16 protein-coding genes are annotated in these 15,772 nt (G+C 67.3%); 4 read left to right on the forward strand and 12 right to left on the reverse strand.

Annotation, left to right across the window (positions count from 1 at the left end; translation table 11 throughout):
- The first annotated feature begins 67 nt into the window (after positions 1-67).
- Both EV646_RS00885 and EV646_RS00890 read left to right on the forward strand, forming a co-directional pair.
- Complete coding sequence (locus tag EV646_RS00885; protein WP_132142899.1) at positions 68-769, forward strand: response regulator transcription factor; 702 nt, start codon at positions 68-70, stop codon at positions 767-769.
- Positions 769-2,289, forward strand: coding sequence for a sensor histidine kinase (locus EV646_RS00890; RefSeq protein ID WP_132142901.1), 1,521 nt, complete (start codon positions 769-771; stop codon positions 2,287-2,289). Before EV646_RS00885 ends, EV646_RS00890 begins: the two co-directional genes overlap by 1 nt.
- A 131-nt stretch (positions 2,290-2,420) precedes the next feature.
- Here EV646_RS00890 and ppk2 read toward each other — a convergent pair whose 3' ends face one another.
- Entirely contained in the window at positions 2,421-3,329 is a 909-nt protein-coding gene (ppk2, locus tag EV646_RS00895) for a polyphosphate kinase 2 (protein WP_132142903.1), read from the reverse strand.
- A 126-nt stretch (positions 3,330-3,455) separates the two neighbouring features.
- On the opposite strand from ppk2, the gene EV646_RS00900 reads away from it, so the two are divergent.
- Positions 3,456-4,253, forward strand: a complete 798-nt coding sequence (locus EV646_RS00900) for a phosphotransferase (protein WP_132142904.1) — start codon at positions 3,456-3,458, stop codon at positions 4,251-4,253.
- Here the strand turns inward: EV646_RS00900 and EV646_RS00905 are convergent.
- The 10 genes from EV646_RS00905 to EV646_RS00950 form a co-directional block, all read right to left on the reverse strand.
- The gene (locus EV646_RS00905; protein WP_132142905.1) at positions 4,243-5,298 is read right to left on the reverse strand and encodes a Gfo/Idh/MocA family protein; all 1,056 of its coding nucleotides are present in this window, start codon (positions 5,296-5,298) and stop codon (positions 4,243-4,245) included. The genes EV646_RS00900 and EV646_RS00905 overlap by 11 nt on opposite strands.
- A 1-nt stretch (position 5,299) precedes the next feature.
- Positions 5,300-6,142, reverse strand: coding sequence for a sugar phosphate isomerase/epimerase family protein (locus EV646_RS00910; protein WP_132142906.1), 843 nt, complete (start codon positions 6,140-6,142; stop codon positions 5,300-5,302).
- Positions 6,139-7,278 (reverse strand): ROK family transcriptional regulator, encoded by a 1,140-nt coding sequence (locus EV646_RS00915; RefSeq protein ID WP_132142907.1) that lies wholly within the window; start codon positions 7,276-7,278, stop codon positions 6,139-6,141. Before EV646_RS00915 ends, EV646_RS00910 begins: the two co-directional genes overlap by 4 nt.
- Before the next feature lie 74 nt (positions 7,279-7,352).
- On the reverse strand, positions 7,353-8,030 hold the full coding sequence (locus tag EV646_RS00920; RefSeq protein ID WP_132142909.1) for a YidC/Oxa1 family membrane protein insertase: 678 nt from the start codon (positions 8,028-8,030) through the stop codon (positions 7,353-7,355).
- Positions 8,031-8,072: 42 nt separating this feature from the next.
- The gene (locus tag EV646_RS00925; RefSeq protein ID WP_132142911.1) at positions 8,073-8,327 is read right to left on the reverse strand and encodes a DUF6412 domain-containing protein; all 255 of its coding nucleotides are present in this window, start codon (positions 8,325-8,327) and stop codon (positions 8,073-8,075) included.
- Positions 8,328-8,330: 3 nt separating this feature from the next.
- Positions 8,331-9,665, reverse strand: a complete 1,335-nt coding sequence (locus tag EV646_RS00930) for an RNA polymerase sigma factor (RefSeq protein WP_132142913.1) — start codon at positions 9,663-9,665, stop codon at positions 8,331-8,333.
- A 235-nt stretch (positions 9,666-9,900) separates the two neighbouring features.
- Positions 9,901-10,521: an HhH-GPD-type base excision DNA repair protein gene (locus tag EV646_RS00935; RefSeq protein ID WP_132142915.1), complete on the reverse strand. Its 621-nt coding sequence runs from the start codon at positions 10,519-10,521 to the stop codon at positions 9,901-9,903.
- A gap of 1 nt (position 10,522) precedes the next feature.
- Positions 10,523-10,936, reverse strand: a complete 414-nt coding sequence (locus EV646_RS00940; RefSeq protein ID WP_132142917.1) for a universal stress protein — start codon at positions 10,934-10,936, stop codon at positions 10,523-10,525.
- A 399-nt stretch (positions 10,937-11,335) separates the two neighbouring features.
- Positions 11,336-12,814, reverse strand: coding sequence for a glutamate-cysteine ligase family protein (locus EV646_RS00945; RefSeq protein ID WP_132142919.1), 1,479 nt, complete (start codon positions 12,812-12,814; stop codon positions 11,336-11,338).
- Between the two features lie 75 nt (positions 12,815-12,889).
- Positions 12,890-13,654, reverse strand: coding sequence for an MBL fold metallo-hydrolase (locus EV646_RS00950; protein ID WP_132142921.1), 765 nt, complete (start codon positions 13,652-13,654; stop codon positions 12,890-12,892).
- A 55-nt stretch (positions 13,655-13,709) separates the two neighbouring features.
- Here EV646_RS00950 and EV646_RS00955 point away from each other — a divergent pair, with 55 nt between their 5' ends.
- Positions 13,710-15,038, forward strand: a complete 1,329-nt coding sequence (locus EV646_RS00955) for a DNA polymerase IV (RefSeq protein ID WP_132142922.1) — start codon at positions 13,710-13,712, stop codon at positions 15,036-15,038.
- Here EV646_RS00955 and ddaH read toward each other — a convergent pair.
- A complete protein-coding gene (gene ddaH, locus EV646_RS00960; RefSeq protein ID WP_132142924.1) occupies positions 15,007-15,768 on the reverse strand; it encodes a dimethylargininase in 762 nt (253 codons plus the stop codon). The two genes, EV646_RS00955 and ddaH, sit on opposite strands and share 32 nt — an antisense overlap.
- Positions 15,769-15,772 lie beyond the last annotated feature (4 nt).

The raw sequence follows: 15,772 nt of genomic DNA on the forward strand, positions 1-15,772 counted from the left end.
GAGGCGAGTTCATCAAGCACAGCGCCCTTTGTGCCTCATCCGCGCCCGGAGCGAAGCGAGGACGCGGATGAGCCCGCATCTGCTGGTGGTCGACGACGAGCCGAACATTGTCGAGTTGCTGTCCGCGAGTCTGCGCTTCGCCGGGTACGAGGTGACCACGGCGACCCACGGGGCCGAGGCGCTGCGTAAGGCCCGCGAGGTGGACCCCGACCTGGTCGTGCTGGACGTGATGATGCCCGGCCTGGACGGCTTCGAGGTGGTCCGCCGCCTGCGCGGTGAGGACCGGCACGTGCCCGTGCTGTTCCTCACCGCGCGGGACGCGGTCGAGGACAAGGTGCTCGGCCTGCACACCGGTGGCGACGACTACGTCACCAAGCCCTTCAGCCTGGACGAGCTGGTCGCCCGCGTCCGGGCCTTGCTCCGGCGCTCCGGTCACCGCGAGCAGACGTCGACGGAGGCCGCCGTACTGCGTTATGCGGATCTCGAGCTGAACGAGGACAGCTACGAGGTGTTCAAGGCCGGGCAAGCGGTCCAGCTCTCGCTCACCGAGTTCAAGCTGTTGCGGTGCCTGCTGGAGAACGCCGAGCGGGTGATGTCGAAGGGCCAGATCCTGTCCGCGGTCTGGAACTACGACTTCGCCGGCGACGCGGGCGTGGTGGAGTCGTACATGTCGTACCTGCGCCGGAAGGTGGATACCGGCGACCAGAAGCTCCTGCACACCGTCCGCGGAGTCGGCTATGTCCTCCGCACCCCCAGGGTCCCCAACTGATGCAACTGACCCACCGGCGTTTCACCGACCGGTACCCGCTGCGCGTCACCATCGTCGTCGTACTCCTGACGTTGGTGGCGCTGGCGCTTGTGGCGTCGGGTGTGGTCGCGACCACCATCATGCGCGGCTATCTGATCGACCGGATCGACGAGGGACTGCGGCAGACCGCGATGCCGTTGCAGCACATCCAGCCCGACAACCGGCCGCGGCCGCCGGGCGCCAATGGCAGACGTCCGCTGCCGAGCCAGTTCGTGCTGCAGTTCAACGACTCCGAGGGCAACACCGACAACGGCCCGGTCGGCGCGCAGCTGGCCGAATCCGAACCGCTGCCTGTACTTCCGGTGCTCAACCTCAACCAGGTCCGAGCGCTCGAAGGTAAGTCGTTCAACGTCAAGGCGGAGACGGGTGGGACGACCTGGCGAGTCCTCGCGGTTCCGCTGGACGACGGCACCGGCTCGGTCATGGTCGCACAGAGCCTGAAGGACATGGACCACACGCTTCAGCGGCTGGTCGGCGTCCAGGCCGCGGCGGGGATCATCCTGCTCGTGTTGCTGGCCGGTGTTGGGACGTTCGTCGTACGGCGAAGTCTGCGCGGGCTGGAGGATGTCGAGCACACGGCGGTCGCGATCGCGGGCGGCGACCTGAGCCAGCGGGTGCCACAGCGTGATCCAAAGACCGAGGTCGGGCGGCTGTCGCTGGCGCTGAACCAGATGCTCGGTCAGATCGAGACGGCGTTCGCGCAGCGGACGGCATCGGAGCTGGCTGCCCGGCGGTCCGAGGACGCGGCGCGCCGGTCGGAAGAGGTCGCGCTCCGCTCCGAGGAGGCGGCGCGGCAGTCGGAGGACCGGATGCGGCGGTTCGTCGCGGACGCCTCACACGAGCTGCGTACGCCGTTGACGTCGATCCGCGGGTTCGCCGAACTGGTCCGGCAACGCGGTGACGGCGGCGACCGCGAGACGATGCGACGGATCGAGGACGAGGCCAAGCGGATGGGCTTGCTGGTCGACGACCTGCTGTTGCTGGCGCGGCTGGATCAGCAGCGTCCGCTCAAGATGGAGCCGGTCGACCTGCTGCCGATCGCGGCCGATGCGCTGCACAACGCTCAGGCGGTGCAGCCGGGGCGGGAGCTGTCGCTGCAGATCTTGCCGAACTCGGAGGCCCCGGTGGTGTCCGGTGACGAGTCGCGTCTTCGCCAAGTGCTGGGGAACCTGGTCAGCAATGCGCTGCACTACACGCCGCTCGAAGCCCCGATCATCCTCTCGGTCGGCACCCGCGACGGCGAAGCCATCCTGGAGGTCACCGACAACGGGCCCGGCCTCGACGACGAGCAGAAGGCGCGCGTCTTCGAACGCTTCTACCGAGCCGACTCAGCCCGAACCCGCTCCACCGGCGGCTCCGGCCTCGGCCTCTCGATCGTCGCCGCCCTGATCACCGCCCACCAAGGCCGAGTCACCGTCACCGACAACAAGCCCACCGGCGCCATCTTCACCGTCCACTTGCCCTTGGCAACCGACTCCTGACCACTCCGCCGCTTGAGCTTGCACGCTGAGCTGGAGGGTTGCCCACTGAAAGTCTCGGTGGGCAACCCTCCATCTGAGGGGTTGACCACGGAGTTGGAGGGTTGCCTGCGCACGGAGGGACAGGGCGGCCGTCAGAGGACGGGGAACTCGCGGTTGGCGGATTCGCCGTGTTCCAGGACCTCGGCTGCCGGGCCCAGGATCTTGGGGTCGGGGTTCCCGACCAGGTCGTGGTCCTTGTCCGAGTAGTCATAGAGGCTGAGGACGTGGCGCATCGCCTCGAGCCGCGCCCGCTTCTTGTCGTTGCTTTTGACAACGGTCCACGGTGCGTGCGGGGTGTCGGTGTAGTGGAACATGGCCTCTTTGGCCTCGGTGTAGTCGGCCCACTTGTCCAGTGACGCCAGATCCGTCGGCGACAGCTTCCACTGGCGGACCGGGTCGATCTGACGGATCGTGAAGCGGGTTTGCTGTTCGGCTTGCGACACCGAGAACCACAACTTCACCAGCAGGATCCCCGACCGCACCAGCATACGCTCGAACTCCGGTGCCTGCCGCATGAACTCGTCGTACTCGTCCTGCGTGCAGAACCCCATCACCCGCTCGACGCAGGCGCGGTTGTACCAGGACCGATCGAAGAGCACCATCTCCCCCGCGGCCGGCAGGTGTTCGACGTACCGCTGGAAGTACCACTGCGTCTTCTCGCGCTCGGTCGGCTTCTCGAGTGCCACGATGCGAGCGCCACGCGGGTTCAGGTGCTCCATGAAGCGCTTGATCGTTCCACCCTTGCCGGCCGCGTCGCGTCCCTCGAACACGATCACGAGCTTCTGCTGCGACCGCTTCACCCAGTACTGCAGCTTGAGCAGCTCGATCTGGAGCAGCCGCTTGTCCCGGTCGTACACCTCGCGTGCGAGGCGTTCGCCGTACGGATAACCCTCCCGCCAGGTGTCGACCGGCGTACCGTCGGCACGCAGCAGCACCGGGTCGTCGTCCTCCTCGTCGAGGACTCGGAAGCCAAGCTCTTGAACCAGATCAAAGGTGCTCATGAGGCCCAAGGTTCAACTTCTTCGGTGACCACCGGTCGACGCCTGGGTGAACATCTCAGCGGCGAGCCCTAGGATCAGGTACCGCGTGCGGGTGGTTCCGGGCGTCACACACTGGAATGAGAGAGCGTGAAAGAGATTCCGCTGACCGGCGGCGATGTGACCGAAGGTCTCGTTCGAGTCGGCGATACGGTACGGCGACCGCCCGGCGAGCGCGATGAACTCGTCCGGGCTGTGTTGCTGCACCTGGAGTCGGTCAGGTTCGACGGCGCGCCGCGGTTCCTCGGCGTCGACTCCGCCGGCCGTCAGACCCTGAGTTACGTCGAGGGTGAGGTCGCCGGCCGGCCGCGTCCAGGCTGGATCGCCGACGAGGACCGGATGATCTCGGTCGCTCAACTGGTCCGCGCGTACGACGACGCGGTCGAAGGCTTCGGCATCCCGGCCGGCTTGCCGGCGCCGATCGAGCCGCCGGGCCTGCCCGATCTCGCCGATCCACCGGAGCTCGTCGGGCATCAGGACATCACGCCCGAGAACGTGGTGTTCCGCGACGGCCGCGCGTACGCCTTGATCGACTTCGACCTGGCCCGTCCGGTCAGCCGGGCCCGAGAAATGGTCAACCTGATGCTGTGGTGGGCACCGCTCGGCGACGACGCCGATCTCGATCCCGGTTTCCGCGGGCTGGATCGTCCTCGCCGCTGCCGGCTGATCGCGGATGCCTACGACTTGTCACTCCCCGACCGGCAACGACTGATGGAGCTTGCGATCGGGCTGAACGAGCGAGCCTGGCACACGATGAAGTACCGGACCGAAACCCTCGGCGGCGGCTGGCAACGCATGTGGAGCGAGGGCGTCGGCGAGAAGATCACCCGTCGTCAGGACTGGCTCGAGTCCCACGCCGACGCCATCACCACCGCGCTCATCGCGTGATGGCCACCTCGGATCCGGTTTTGGCGGACTCGTAGATCGCGGTCAGGATGCGGGCCATCTCGAGGCCTTGTTCCGCTGTGGCGTCGGCCGGGATCTCGCGGCGGCAGATCTTCAGGAAGTGGTCGATCTGGTTGGCGAAGCCGACGGTGAAGTCGAAACCGAGGGAATCGATCTGTGGCTGGATGTGCAGCAGTGTGTCGTGCCGCTCGGTCACCATCAGCAACTCGGGCTCGATCTCCGCGCCGCCCTTGTCGCCGTGGATCTTCACGCTCGTCGCGTTCCGCGCGTGCAGCGAGTACGACGTGTCCACGTCGAGAACGGCCCCGTTCTCGAACCGGATCTGCGCGGTCGTGTAGTCCTCGACGTTGTTCACCCGCGTCTCGGACAGGGCCCGGTAGCGGGTCAGGTGCTGGATGTTGTCCCGGGCACCGAGCCGCGAGAACGTCGCCCCCGACACCGAGACCGCGGTCGGCATACCCATCAAGTACCAGCAGAGGTCGATGATATGGACACCCAGGTCGATCAAGGGGCCGCCACCCGAGATGTCGACGTCGCCGAACCATCCACCGGGGTTGCCGACGGCACGGATGATCGTGGCCCGGGCGGCATAGATGTCGCCGAACTCGCCCTCGTCCAGGAAACGCTTGGTCACCAAGGCGTTCGGGGCGAAGCGCCGTACGTAGCCGATCTGCAGGGCCTGCCCGGTCTCCTGCGTCGCCCGGACCAGCGACTCTGCCTCAGCGACTGTCACGGACATCGGCTTCTCGACCAGCACGTCCTTGCCGGCCAGCAGCGCCGCCTCCGCGATCTTGGCGTGCAGGAAGTTCGGCACGCAGATGCTCACGGCGTCGACGCCGGGATCGGCCAGGATCTCGTCGACGACGTCCGTCGCCTTGGGAACGCCGAACTTGTCGGCTTGCGCCTTGGCGCGCGTGCGGTCGATGTCGCACACGGCGACCAGTTCGGCCTGGGGGTTCTGCTGGTACGAGATCAGGTGCTGGGTGGCGATGGCGCCCACCCCGATGACAGCTATACGGGTCGTCATGTCAGGCGGCTCCTGCCAGTCTGAGGATGTTGTTGAGCGAGCGCTCGATGGCGTCCAGGGGCGACTCCAGGCCCTCGAACTCGAGGCTCACCGGTACGTCGGGCTTGGTGCTGACCAGAGCCAGCAGGCCCGCCAGGTCCAGATCTCCGTGCCCCGAGATCGTGCCGAGCAGGTAGTCCCCGGCCAGCGTCTTGAGCCAGCCGTCCCCTGCCGATCGGCGGATGTGGAAGTCCTTCACGCCCACAGACGCCGCGATGTCGATCAGTCCGGCGGCGGTCCGGCCAGGCACCTCGCCGACACAGAGTCCGTTGCCGAGGTCGAGCGTGACCCGGAAGTTCGGGCGGTCCACGGCGTGGACGAGCCGGGCCAGCCGGTCGCTCCCGTTCATGTAGAAGCCGTGGTTCTCGATCGTCGACACGATGCCTAGCTCCGCAGCGTGGTCGGCGACGGCCCGGCAGCCCTCCACGACCTTCTCGAACGTCGACTCGAACTCCCCCGGGTCCTGTTCACGCCACGCCCACGGCGCGACGTCGTGGCGGAAGATCCGAGCTCCGAACTGGTGCGCGACATCCAACTGCCGGCGGAGACGGTCGATCTCCTTGTCCTCCGCCGTCCGGAGGTCGCCGCTGACCAGGTAGTTCACAATCGGTACGCCGATGTCGCCGGCGTGCGTAGCCGTATCGCGGACGACGCCGGGGTTCTCCAGGTAGTACTCCCCGTCCATGCCGGCGATCTCGAGATGCTCGGCGGGTGATGCGGCAACCCAATCCAGGACAGCGATCAGGTCCATCTCGCCGCTGGCCATGAGCTGGCGAAAGCAGTACGAGCTGACTCCTAGCTTCACTTACTGGTCCTCTCTACGTCATGGGTGAGCTGGGTCCACGGACTCGGGTAGTCGTGAACCCCGTAGATGCCGGCACTGAACTGGTCGAACGCGTTTCCGACCGCCCCGAGCACCACGGCCTCCCGGCCCAGAGCCGAGGCGACGAACGGTGGGCGCTCGGGGAAGACCAACTCCTTCTCGACCGCGGCCGTCAGCGGACGAAGGAGCACCTCGCTGTCCTGCGCGAGCCCGCCCCGTACGACCACGACTTCGGGGTCGACGACCAGCAACACGGTGGCGATGCGGCCGGCGATCTGCGCGCAGAAATCCTCGATCTCGGTACGGGCGTCCGGGTCGCCGGCCGCTGCCGCCTCCAGCACGGCCTCGCCGGTCGGGTGCGACGTCCAGATCAACTGCCCTCGTTGCGCGTTCCGCGTCCAGCGCATGCCTCGCTGCGCGCCGAGTTCGCCGGCGAGCCGGTGGTGTCCCTGCCGGATGACGCCGTTCAGGACGATCGACACCGACAAGCGGCGACCGATCTGGAGGTAGACGACATCCGAGTAACCGCGCCCCGCACCGACGCGCTGCTCAGCGAGCGCTGCCAGCTTGATGTCGTTGTCGACGACCACCGGGCAATCCAGGTCCTGTGACACCGTGTCCGCGATCGGGAGGCCGACCAGCTCGGGCAGCGCGAGACTCGCCCGCAGGTGACCATTCGTCTCGATCACGCCAGGCAGAGCCACACCCACCGCACGAAGCTGCTTGACGTCGATCGAGCTCTCGTCCGCGACGGCCTGGATTGCGCGCTGGATCAGAGCAACGCCGGCGCGCCGGTCCCGCTTCAGTTCGGTGTACCCGAGCCGGCGGCCGGACAGGTCGCAGATGACGGCCCGTGCCCCGCGCGGCCCGAGGTCCACGCCGCCAACGAGCCCGGCCTCCCGGGCGAACCGAAAGGCACGCGCAGGCCGCCCCGGCCCGGCGGTCGACGGTTCGGTGGACACGACCAGACCGGCATCGAGGAGATCGTCGAGTACGGCGTGCACCGTGGGTCGCGACAGTCCAGTCTCCGCGCTGATGACGCCGACCGTTTGCGCTCCTCCGGTGCCGGCCAGGAAGCGCAAGCAGGCGACCTGGTTCTCCGACCGCTCAGCGTGCATTGATCCCCACTCGTTATGCAACCGCCTTTAATAAAGACGGTATCAGAACGCTCGCCGGAGCAGCAACGAATAACTCAGCGCTGGAGAATGGTGCGTTCGAGCACGGTCCACGTGGTTGTCGTGACGAGGTACAGGCCGGCCGCGAGCGGCACGAAGGCTGCCGTCGCCAGCGTGCCGAACGGGAGGACCATGGCGATCCGTCTGGTCAGCGGGGTTGCTGTCTCGTCGAGTTGGCGGAGTTGCAGGCGGGCCAAGAAGAACGCGACGACCGCCAGCAGGACGGCGAGCGCGAGAAAGGCCGGCGTTGCGGTGAAGACCGGCCAGTGCAGACCGAGTGGGGCACCGAGGAGGCTGCCACTGATCAGCTGGTTCGACTCCCCCGCGACGACCGCGCGGGAGAAGAGCGTGTACATCAACCAGAAGAACGGCAACTGCGCGAGCGTCGGCAGGAAGCCGGCGAACATCGAGGTGCCTGACTCGGCCTGCAGCTTGGCAATCTCGCGCTGCAGACGCTCAGGGTCGTTGCGGTGCCGTTCAGTGATCGCTTTCAGTTGCGGCATGAGCGCAGTACGTGCACGCAAGCCGCGGTATGCGCGAACGCTGAGTGGAAGGAGCAGGAGGCGTACGGCGAGAGTGCAGAGGACGATCGCGATGACGGCGGCGTAGGTGCCGGTGAGAGGTTCGATGGCGCTGACGAGGGACGTGACGAGGTGATAGGCACCGGTGACCGGTGCCTCCAGGAACGAAGGCATGACAGAACTCCACGAGTGAGAAGGAACAGGTAGCGGGGCGGGCTACTGTCCTGGTGCTCGTGGGCGTGGGCGTCCAGCGGCGTCAGGGTCGCAGAGGCGAAGGAAAGCAGTCTGTTCCGCACGGTCGCGGACCGAGGTGGCGATCGCCAGCAGTGGAGCGGTCGCGGGTGCGGAGGATCGGGCGACCAGCAGGAGTGCGAACAGCAAGGCCGCCGCCGTGAGTACGGCGGCGGCCAAGGACGCCGTATCGAGCACAGGGATCACCAGCGCGAGTACGCCGGCGATCCACTGTGTCATCGATCAGTCCAAGTAGTCCCGGAGAACCTGCGAGCGGGACGGGTGGCGGAGCTTCGACATCGTCTTGGACTCGATCTGGCGGATCCGCTCCCGGGTCACGCCGTACACCTTGCCGATTTCGTCCAGCGTCTTCGGCTGACCGTCGGTGAGGCCGAAGCGCATCGAGACGACACCCGCCTCGCGCTCGGAGAGCGTGTCCAGGACCGCGTGCAGCTGCTCCTGCAGCAGCGTGAACGAGACCGCCTCGGCCGGCACGATCGCCTCGGAGTCCTCGATCAGGTCGCCGAACTCGGAGTCGCCGTCCTCACCGAGCGGGGTGTGCAGCGAGATCGGCTCACGGCCGTACTTCTGCACCTCGATGACCTTCTCCGGGGTCATGTCGAGCTCCTTGGCGAGCTCTTCCGGAGTGGGTTCGCGACCGAGGTCCTGCAGCATCTGCCGCTGGACGCGGGCGAGCTTGTTGATGACCTCGACCATGTGCACCGGAATGCGGATGGTCCGGGCCTGGTCGGCCATCGCGCGGGTGATCGCCTGCCGGATCCACCAGGTGGCGTACGTCGAGAACTTGTAGCCCTTGGTGTAGTCGAACTTCTCCACCGCGCGGATCAGGCCCAGGTTGCCCTCCTGGATCAGGTCCAGGAACAGCATGCCGCGGCCGGTGTAGCGCTTGGCCAGCGACACCACCAGGCGCAGGTTGGCCTCGAGCAGGTGGTTCTTCGCGCGCCGGCCGTCCTCGGAGATCCACTCGTACTCGTCGCGGACCTTCTCCTTGAGCTTGGCGGCCTCGTCACCGATCTGCTCCTCGGCGAACAGGCCGGCCTCGATCCGCTTGGCGAGCTCGACCTCCTGCTCGGCGTTCAGCAGCGGGACCTTGCCGATCTGCTTCAGGTAGTCCTTGACCGGGTCCGCGGTGGCACCCGCGACCATCACCTGCTGCTCGGGCTCGTCGGTCTCGTCGGCCTCGGAGACGACGAAGCCCTCGTCCTCGGTGAGCTCCTTCTCCAGCGTCTGGACCGCTTCGGGCTTGAAGTCGGCCTCGTCGACGTCCTCGAGCGACCGCGGCTTGCCGGTCTTCGGGTCGATCGACAGCCCGGCCTCGGTGACTTTGCCAGGGACGGCCTTCTTCGCCGGCGACGACTTCTTCGCGGCGGCGGCCTTCTTCGCGGGGATACCGTCCTCCTTGGTGCCGGCGGGCTTCGCCGCGGCCTTCTTCACAGCCGCCTTCTTGGCAGCAGGGTCAGTCACTCGGGCGCTGGTCCTCGGAGCCGTGCTGCGGGCGGTGGCGGCCACGACCCGGGCGGACTCGGCGGGAAGATTCTCGGACGAGCTGGACGACACGAATTACCTCTCGTCTGACGCAGGGTTTGTTGTACGGCGATACGGCTTGTGGTGCAGGTTTTGCTTCGACTGTGTGCGGCTGCTCGCGGGTCAGGCGGCGGCAACACTACATTGTAATCCGCAGACCAAGCCCGAGCGCGCCACGACCCCCCGAACGGCGTGCTCAGGCCTCCACCGCAGCGGGATCTCCCGCCCGGCAGAGGCCTGAGCACTTCAGCGTTCAACCGTTCCGTTCTCAGCCGTTCCGTGTCTGCCGCAACGGCCGGGCCACGACCCGCTGCTGGACCAACTGCTGCTCCTGCTTGAACTGACGCACCTTCACCAGTGAGGCCACGTCGATCACGTCCGCGACGGACTTGTACGCGCCGTCCTCGCCGTACGGCTCGGAGGCCTCCCGCCAGCCGCGCGGCCGGACCTTGAGTTGCTTGCCCAGCAGCGCGACGAAGATCTTCGCCTTCTGCGCACCGAACCCGGGCAGCGCGGACAGCCTGGCCAGCAGGTCGTCCCCGGACTTCACATCGGACCAGAGCGCCGACGCGTTGCCGCCGTACTCCTCGTCCAGATGCTTGGCCAGGGTCTGGATCCGGGCCGCCATCGCGGTCGGGAACCGGTGCACCGCGGGCGGGCCAGCCACCACCTCGACGAAGGCGTCCGGGTCGTAGTGCGCCACCGTGGACGGGTCGAACGGGCCGTCCATCCGTTTCGCGATCGAGACCGGGCCCGCGAACGCCCGCTCCATCGGGATCTGCTGGTCGAGCAACATGCCCACCAGCAGTGCGAACGGATCTCTGCTCAGCATCTCGTCGGCGTCGGGCTGCTGTGCGAGGCACAGCTTCTTGCTGCGTGTCGAAGTCACCTCAGTCCTCCCCTTCCTCGGCCTTCACGGCCAGCACCGGGCACGGAGCGTCGAGCAGCACCCGCTGGGCGTTGCTGCCGAGGATGAGCTTGCCGACCGGGGACCGGCGGCGCAGGCCGATCACGATGAACTCCGCCTGCACCTGTTCGGCGACGGCCACCAGGTCCTCCGCCGGATCGAGTCCACGCACCAGTTGCCGCACCTCGTAGGGCACGCCGGTCGAGTCGAGCTGTTCCCGTACCTCCGTCAACGCGGCATCACTCGCCGCCGCCTCGTCGCTGTCGAAGCTGCGCCCACCCCGGTGTGAGTTCACCACCACCAGCTTGGCGTCACGCAGCGTCGCCTCCTCCGCCGCGCGCCGAAGAGCCGCACGGCCCTCGGCCTTCGGCACATAACCCACGACGATGGTCGTCATCGCCCTGCCTCACCTCCGGGTGTGTGTCGACCCGTTCCGAACGATACTGCTCCCGACCGTGGTCGGCATCCGCAAGATTTACACCTGCTGTGTCGCGGCCGTGACGGTCGGCTGATCGAGTGGCGGGTAGTACTCCACCACCGCCCCGGCCACTGTTGCGGCAGCCACGCCGGTGCCCGAGTACTACCCGCGACGGAACTCTCTAACCTTCCGGTGGCCACACCTTTGCAGGGCTGTCACCGAATGCGCCACCCCTGTAGGCCGGGTCGTTATCGAACCGGCAACCAAGTTGCCTTGGGCAAGGGCGTGCTGGTTCCACCCGATTGACCCCGGTTCCGGAAAATGAACCCCCGCCGAAGGGAGCCGTCGTCTTTCGTTGTCACACGGGAGCTAACCGGTTCAGTCGACCGGCCATTCGTGGACGGGCGTGTTCTCGTGCATGTGATCGCGATACCGCCGGAGCATCTCGCGCAGCGCGTCGCGGCGTCCGTGCGATCCCTTTGTATACAGTCGATGAAACTCGTCCGCCTGCCACTGCGCGCCGTTGCGATTGGTGAGGCATCGTTGCTCGATGATGCCCAGCAGCCGATCCCGTACGGCGGTGTCGACGCCCCACGCGTCGAGTCCACGCGATGCCAGTGGCAACAGCCGCCGCAGTACGAGCTCGGTCGCGCGTACCGTTCCGATCCCCGGCCAGAACACCTCGGCGTCGATGCCCTGCCGTGCCGAGGCGTGGAAGTTCTCCTCGGCCGCACTGAACGACATCTGCGACCAGATCGGCCGTTCGTCGTCGGCGAGCGCGCGTACCAAGCCGAAGTAGAAGGCGCCGTTGGCCATCGTGTCGACGACCGTCGGTCCGGCCGGCAGCACCCGGTTCTCCACCCGGAGATGCGGCTTCTCCCGGACAACGTCGTACACCGGGCGGTTCCAGCGATAGATCGTCCCGTTGTGCAGCCGCAATTCCGAAAGGGCTGGTGTATCACCGCGATCCAGTACGGCGATCGGATCCTCGTCGGAGGTGACCGGAAGCAGAGCTGGGTAGTAGCGCGAGTTCTCCTCGAACAGGTCGAAGATCGAGGTGATCCATCGTTCACCGAACCACACCCGCGGCCGGACGCCCTGCGTCTTCAGTTCGTGCGTCCGCGTGTCGGCGGCCTGCTCGAACAAGGCGATGCGGGTCTCCCGCATCAGCTCCTTGCCGAACAGGAACGGCGAGTTCGCACCGACCGCGAGTTGGACGCCGGAGATCGCCTGCGCCGCGTTCCAGTAGCGCGGGAACGCGTCCGGTGTCACCTGCAGATGGAACTGCGTCGACGTACAGGCGGCCTCCGGCACGATCGTGTCCGCGGTCACCGCCAAGCGCTCGATGCCGTCGATCGCGATCTGCACGTCCTCGCCGCGGGCGGCGAAGATCTGGTCGTTCAGCAGCGCGTACCGCGGGTTGGTGCTGAGCGCCTCGCGGTGGATGTGCTCGGTCAGCAGCGTCGGCAGGATGCCGATGATCACCATCATCGAGCCGGTCCGGGCCGCCTTCTCCTCGGCAGCGTTCAGGCTCTCGCGGATGTTGGCTTCCATCGTGTCCAGTCCGATGCCGTCGATCTGGCCGGGCGGCACGTTGATCTCGATGTTGAACTGACCGAGCTCGGTCTGGAACGCGTCGTCCTCGATCGCGCTGAGCACCTCGGAGTTCTTGAACGCCGGATCGCACCGCTCGTCGACCAGGTTCAGCTCGATCTCGATCCCGGTCATCGGCCGCTCGGGCGCGAACCGGGCCTCGCGCAACATCCGCGCGAAGGCGTCCAGGTTGCGATGGACCTGGTTGCGGAACGCGGTCCGGTCCGCCCGGGTGAACTCGACCTTGTCGACTTCCTCGCCCATAGCGCCTCCCTGGTGGCTCCTTGCCTCAGTCTGCCTGAAGGTGACCGTTCATGTGAGCCGCAAACGCGTGTGTGGTCACACCGGGTAGACAATGAAGTGGTCCCGGACGATCCGGAACGGCTCCGGGCCGGCCTCGTCGAGCACTTGGGCGAGCTCGGTCAGTACGTCGGGCCGCAGCTGCAGCACATGCTCATCGGGGTGCACCGCGGAGCCCATCTCGTAGTCCTCCCCCGGACGTTTCGTCAGCTCGATATGTGCGCCGACGATCCACTCGACCGGATTGCCCGCGGCAACGAAGGCCGCGAGCCGCCGGATGCTCGCCCGGAAGGCAGCCCAGTCGAAAACGTACAGCCGGCCCGGGTACAACGAATCGCCGCTGAACAGCAGCCTCGTCGCCCGGTCGTAGACGGCGATGTGCGATGCGTGATGCCCGGGGATCGGGACGATGTCGAGGACTCGATCGCCGAGGTCGAGCTCGACCACGTCGTTCGGCCAGTCCGTGATCCCGAAGTACGCCGCCACGTCCTCGGCGGACCGGCCGACCACATTCTCGAACTCGGCGTCGCCGCCGACATGGTCGCCGTGCGAGTGGGTGTGCGCGACGATCAGTTCCTGCCCGGTCAGCAGCTCGTCGACGATGGGCCGGAGCTTGGCATCTCCGGTGCCGGTGTCGAGCAGTAGCGCACGCTTGGTGCCGAGCAGCAGGTAGATGAACGGGCCTTCGAAGTTGGTCCGCAAGGCCTGCCGGATGATCACGGTCCGCTCGTCGTACCAGTGAACCTGGTGCTCGGGGCTCGCCGGATCGGTGCCGTCGTCCCACTGCTCGGGGAACCTGGTCATGGCCTTATGGAACCACCGCCACGAAATTGTCCGTGGCTCCGGGGAGACTAGGGCCGTGCGTGGTGAACCGTCGGTGCTGCATGTGGATCTGGACGCGTTCTTCGCGGCCGTGGAGCAGCGCGACAAGCCGTCGCTGCGCGGGAAGCCGGTGGTGGTCGGCGGGATCGGCCTGCGCGGCGTGGTTTCGACTGCGTCGTACGAGGCACGCAAGTACGGCGTCCGCTCGGCGATGTCGACGGCGGAGGCGCGGTCTCGGTGTCCGCACGCGGCGTACCTCGGTCCGCGATTCGAGGTGTATCGGCGGACCAGCCAGGCGGTGATGGCCGAGATGCGGGCGCTGTCGCCGCTGGTCGAGCCTCTGTCGCTGGACGAGGCGTTCATCGACCTGTCCGCAGCCGGCATCACCGGGCTGACCGACGACGACGTGCAAGCGATCGCGCAGGACCTGAAGGCAGCGATCACGAAGGCGAGCGGCGGCCTCACCGCATCGGTCGGTGCCGGTACGTCGAAGCTGATCGCGAAGATCGCCAGCGACCTGGACAAGCCGGACGGCGTGGTCGTCGTACCGGCCGGAACTGAAGCCGACTTCCTCGCGCCGATGCAGGTGACAGTCATCCCGGGCGTCGGTCCGGCGACCGCGCAGCGGCTGAGCATGGCCGGCGTACGCACGGTTGCGGACCTTCAGCAACTCAGCGAAGAGGAGCTGGTCCGGCAAGTCGGGTCCGCGCATGGCACGAGCCTGCACCGGCTCGCGATCGCGGCCGACGATCGCCCGGTGGTGAGCGACCGCGAGACGAAGTCGGTGAGCGTCGAGGACACCTTCGAGACCGACATAATCGACCGCCAACTGCTGGCCGCGATCGCCGACCGGATGGCGCATCGTGTCGCCGAACGCCTCGGCAAGGCACAGCTGTCCGGGCGGACCGTGACGGTGAAGACGCGCATGCACGACTTCACCACTCACACACGTTCGTCCACACTGGCGGGGCCGACCGACGACCCGCGGGTGATCGCTCGCGTTGCGCGGCGCCTGCTCGAGGACAGCGATATCTCCGGTGGGATCCGGTTGCTGGGAGTGGGCGTGTCGTCACTCGCCGATTGGATCCAGGACGATCTGTTCACCGACCTCGAGCACGACGACACGCCGCTCGAGGTGGTCGAGCTGCCCGAGCGAACTCGCGACCTGGCCGGCTACTACCCGGGCCAGGACGTCGTCCATCCGGACCACGGCCGCGGTTGGGTGTGGGGCTCGGGGCTCGGCCGGGTGACCGTTCGGTTCGAGACCGCGGACAGCCCGCCGGGACCTGTACGCACGTTCGCCGTCGACGATCCAGCACTGTCGAAAGCCTTGCTCAGCCCCGAAGACGAACCGACAGACACGTGACACAGCCTTCCAGCTTCTCGAACTCACCGATGTCGACAACGACCGGCGTGTAGCCCATGCCCTTGAACAGCTCGACCGACCTCGGCGCCGAAGCCGCCATCAGCAGACGCCCCTCCCCCAGCAGGACGACATGCGCCCCCGACTCCTCGGGCACGGCCTTGAACGCCTCGAACGCCGTCGGGTCGTCGACCAGCGGCTCGTAACCGATCACCGTCCCGTCAGGCAACGCGGTCACCGCCGACTTCAGGTGCAGCACCTTGCTGACCGGTACGGCGCGAACGTCCGCGCCCAACGGCTGCAGCGCAGCGCCGAGCTGGCGGATGCCTTCCTCGTTGGTGCGGCCGCCGAGTCCGGCGTACACGATCGAACCGATCTTGAGGATGTCGCCGCCGTCGAGCGTGCCGGGCTCTTCGATGTGCGCGATCCGGTAGCCCTGTCCGGCGACCGTCGCTTCGGCTGTCGCTGCCTCGGGGCGACGCTCGTCCGCTCCGGCGCGGGCGATCACCGCGAGATCGCCGTACACGACCATCGTGTCCTCGATGAAGACGCCGTCCGGGCATTCGTCGATGGCCGGCACCTCGACCGTCGTCCAGCCGGTGGCTTCGAGTGCGTCGACGTACTGCTGCCATTGGCGTACGGCGAGCTCCGCGTCGACCGGGGTGCGTTCGATGTGGGTGACGAGTCCGTCGGCGAGGCGCGGGCTGGGGCGTCGTACCAGGGCTGTCGGCATGCGT

The organism is Kribbella antiqua, from assembly GCF_004345665.1.
GTDB classification, from domain to species: Bacteria; Actinomycetota; Actinomycetes; order Propionibacteriales; family Kribbellaceae; genus Kribbella; species Kribbella antiqua.

Bases quoted from the DNA above. Each gene is read 5' to 3' on its own strand.
- EV646_RS00885 (WP_132142899.1), top strand. From the start codon at position 68: ATGAGCCCGCATCTGCTGGTGGTCGACGACGAGCCGAACATTGTCGAG.
- EV646_RS00890 (WP_132142901.1), top strand. From the start codon at position 769: ATGCAACTGACCCACCGGCGTTTCACCGACCGGTACCCGCTGCGCGTC.
- ppk2 (WP_132142903.1), bottom strand. From the start codon at position 3,329: ATGAGCACCTTTGATCTGGTTCAAGAGCTTGGCTTCCGAGTCCTCGAC.
- EV646_RS00905 (WP_132142905.1), bottom strand. From the start codon at position 5,298: ATGACGACCCGTATAGCTGTCATCGGGGTGGGCGCCATCGCCACCCAG.
- EV646_RS00915 (WP_132142907.1), bottom strand. From the start codon at position 7,278: ATGCACGCTGAGCGGTCGGAGAACCAGGTCGCCTGCTTGCGCTTCCTG.
- EV646_RS00920 (WP_132142909.1), bottom strand. From the start codon at position 8,030: ATGCCTTCGTTCCTGGAGGCACCGGTCACCGGTGCCTATCACCTCGTC.
- EV646_RS00925 (WP_132142911.1), bottom strand. From the start codon at position 8,327: ATGACACAGTGGATCGCCGGCGTACTCGCGCTGGTGATCCCTGTGCTC.
- EV646_RS00940 (WP_132142917.1), bottom strand. From the start codon at position 10,936: ATGACGACCATCGTCGTGGGTTATGTGCCGAAGGCCGAGGGCCGTGCG.
- EV646_RS00945 (WP_132142919.1), bottom strand. From the start codon at position 12,814: ATGGGCGAGGAAGTCGACAAGGTCGAGTTCACCCGGGCGGACCGGACC.
- EV646_RS00950 (WP_132142921.1), bottom strand. From the start codon at position 13,654: ATGACCAGGTTCCCCGAGCAGTGGGACGACGGCACCGATCCGGCGAGC.
- ddaH (WP_132142924.1), bottom strand. From the start codon at position 15,768: ATGCCGACAGCCCTGGTACGACGCCCCAGCCCGCGCCTCGCCGACGGA.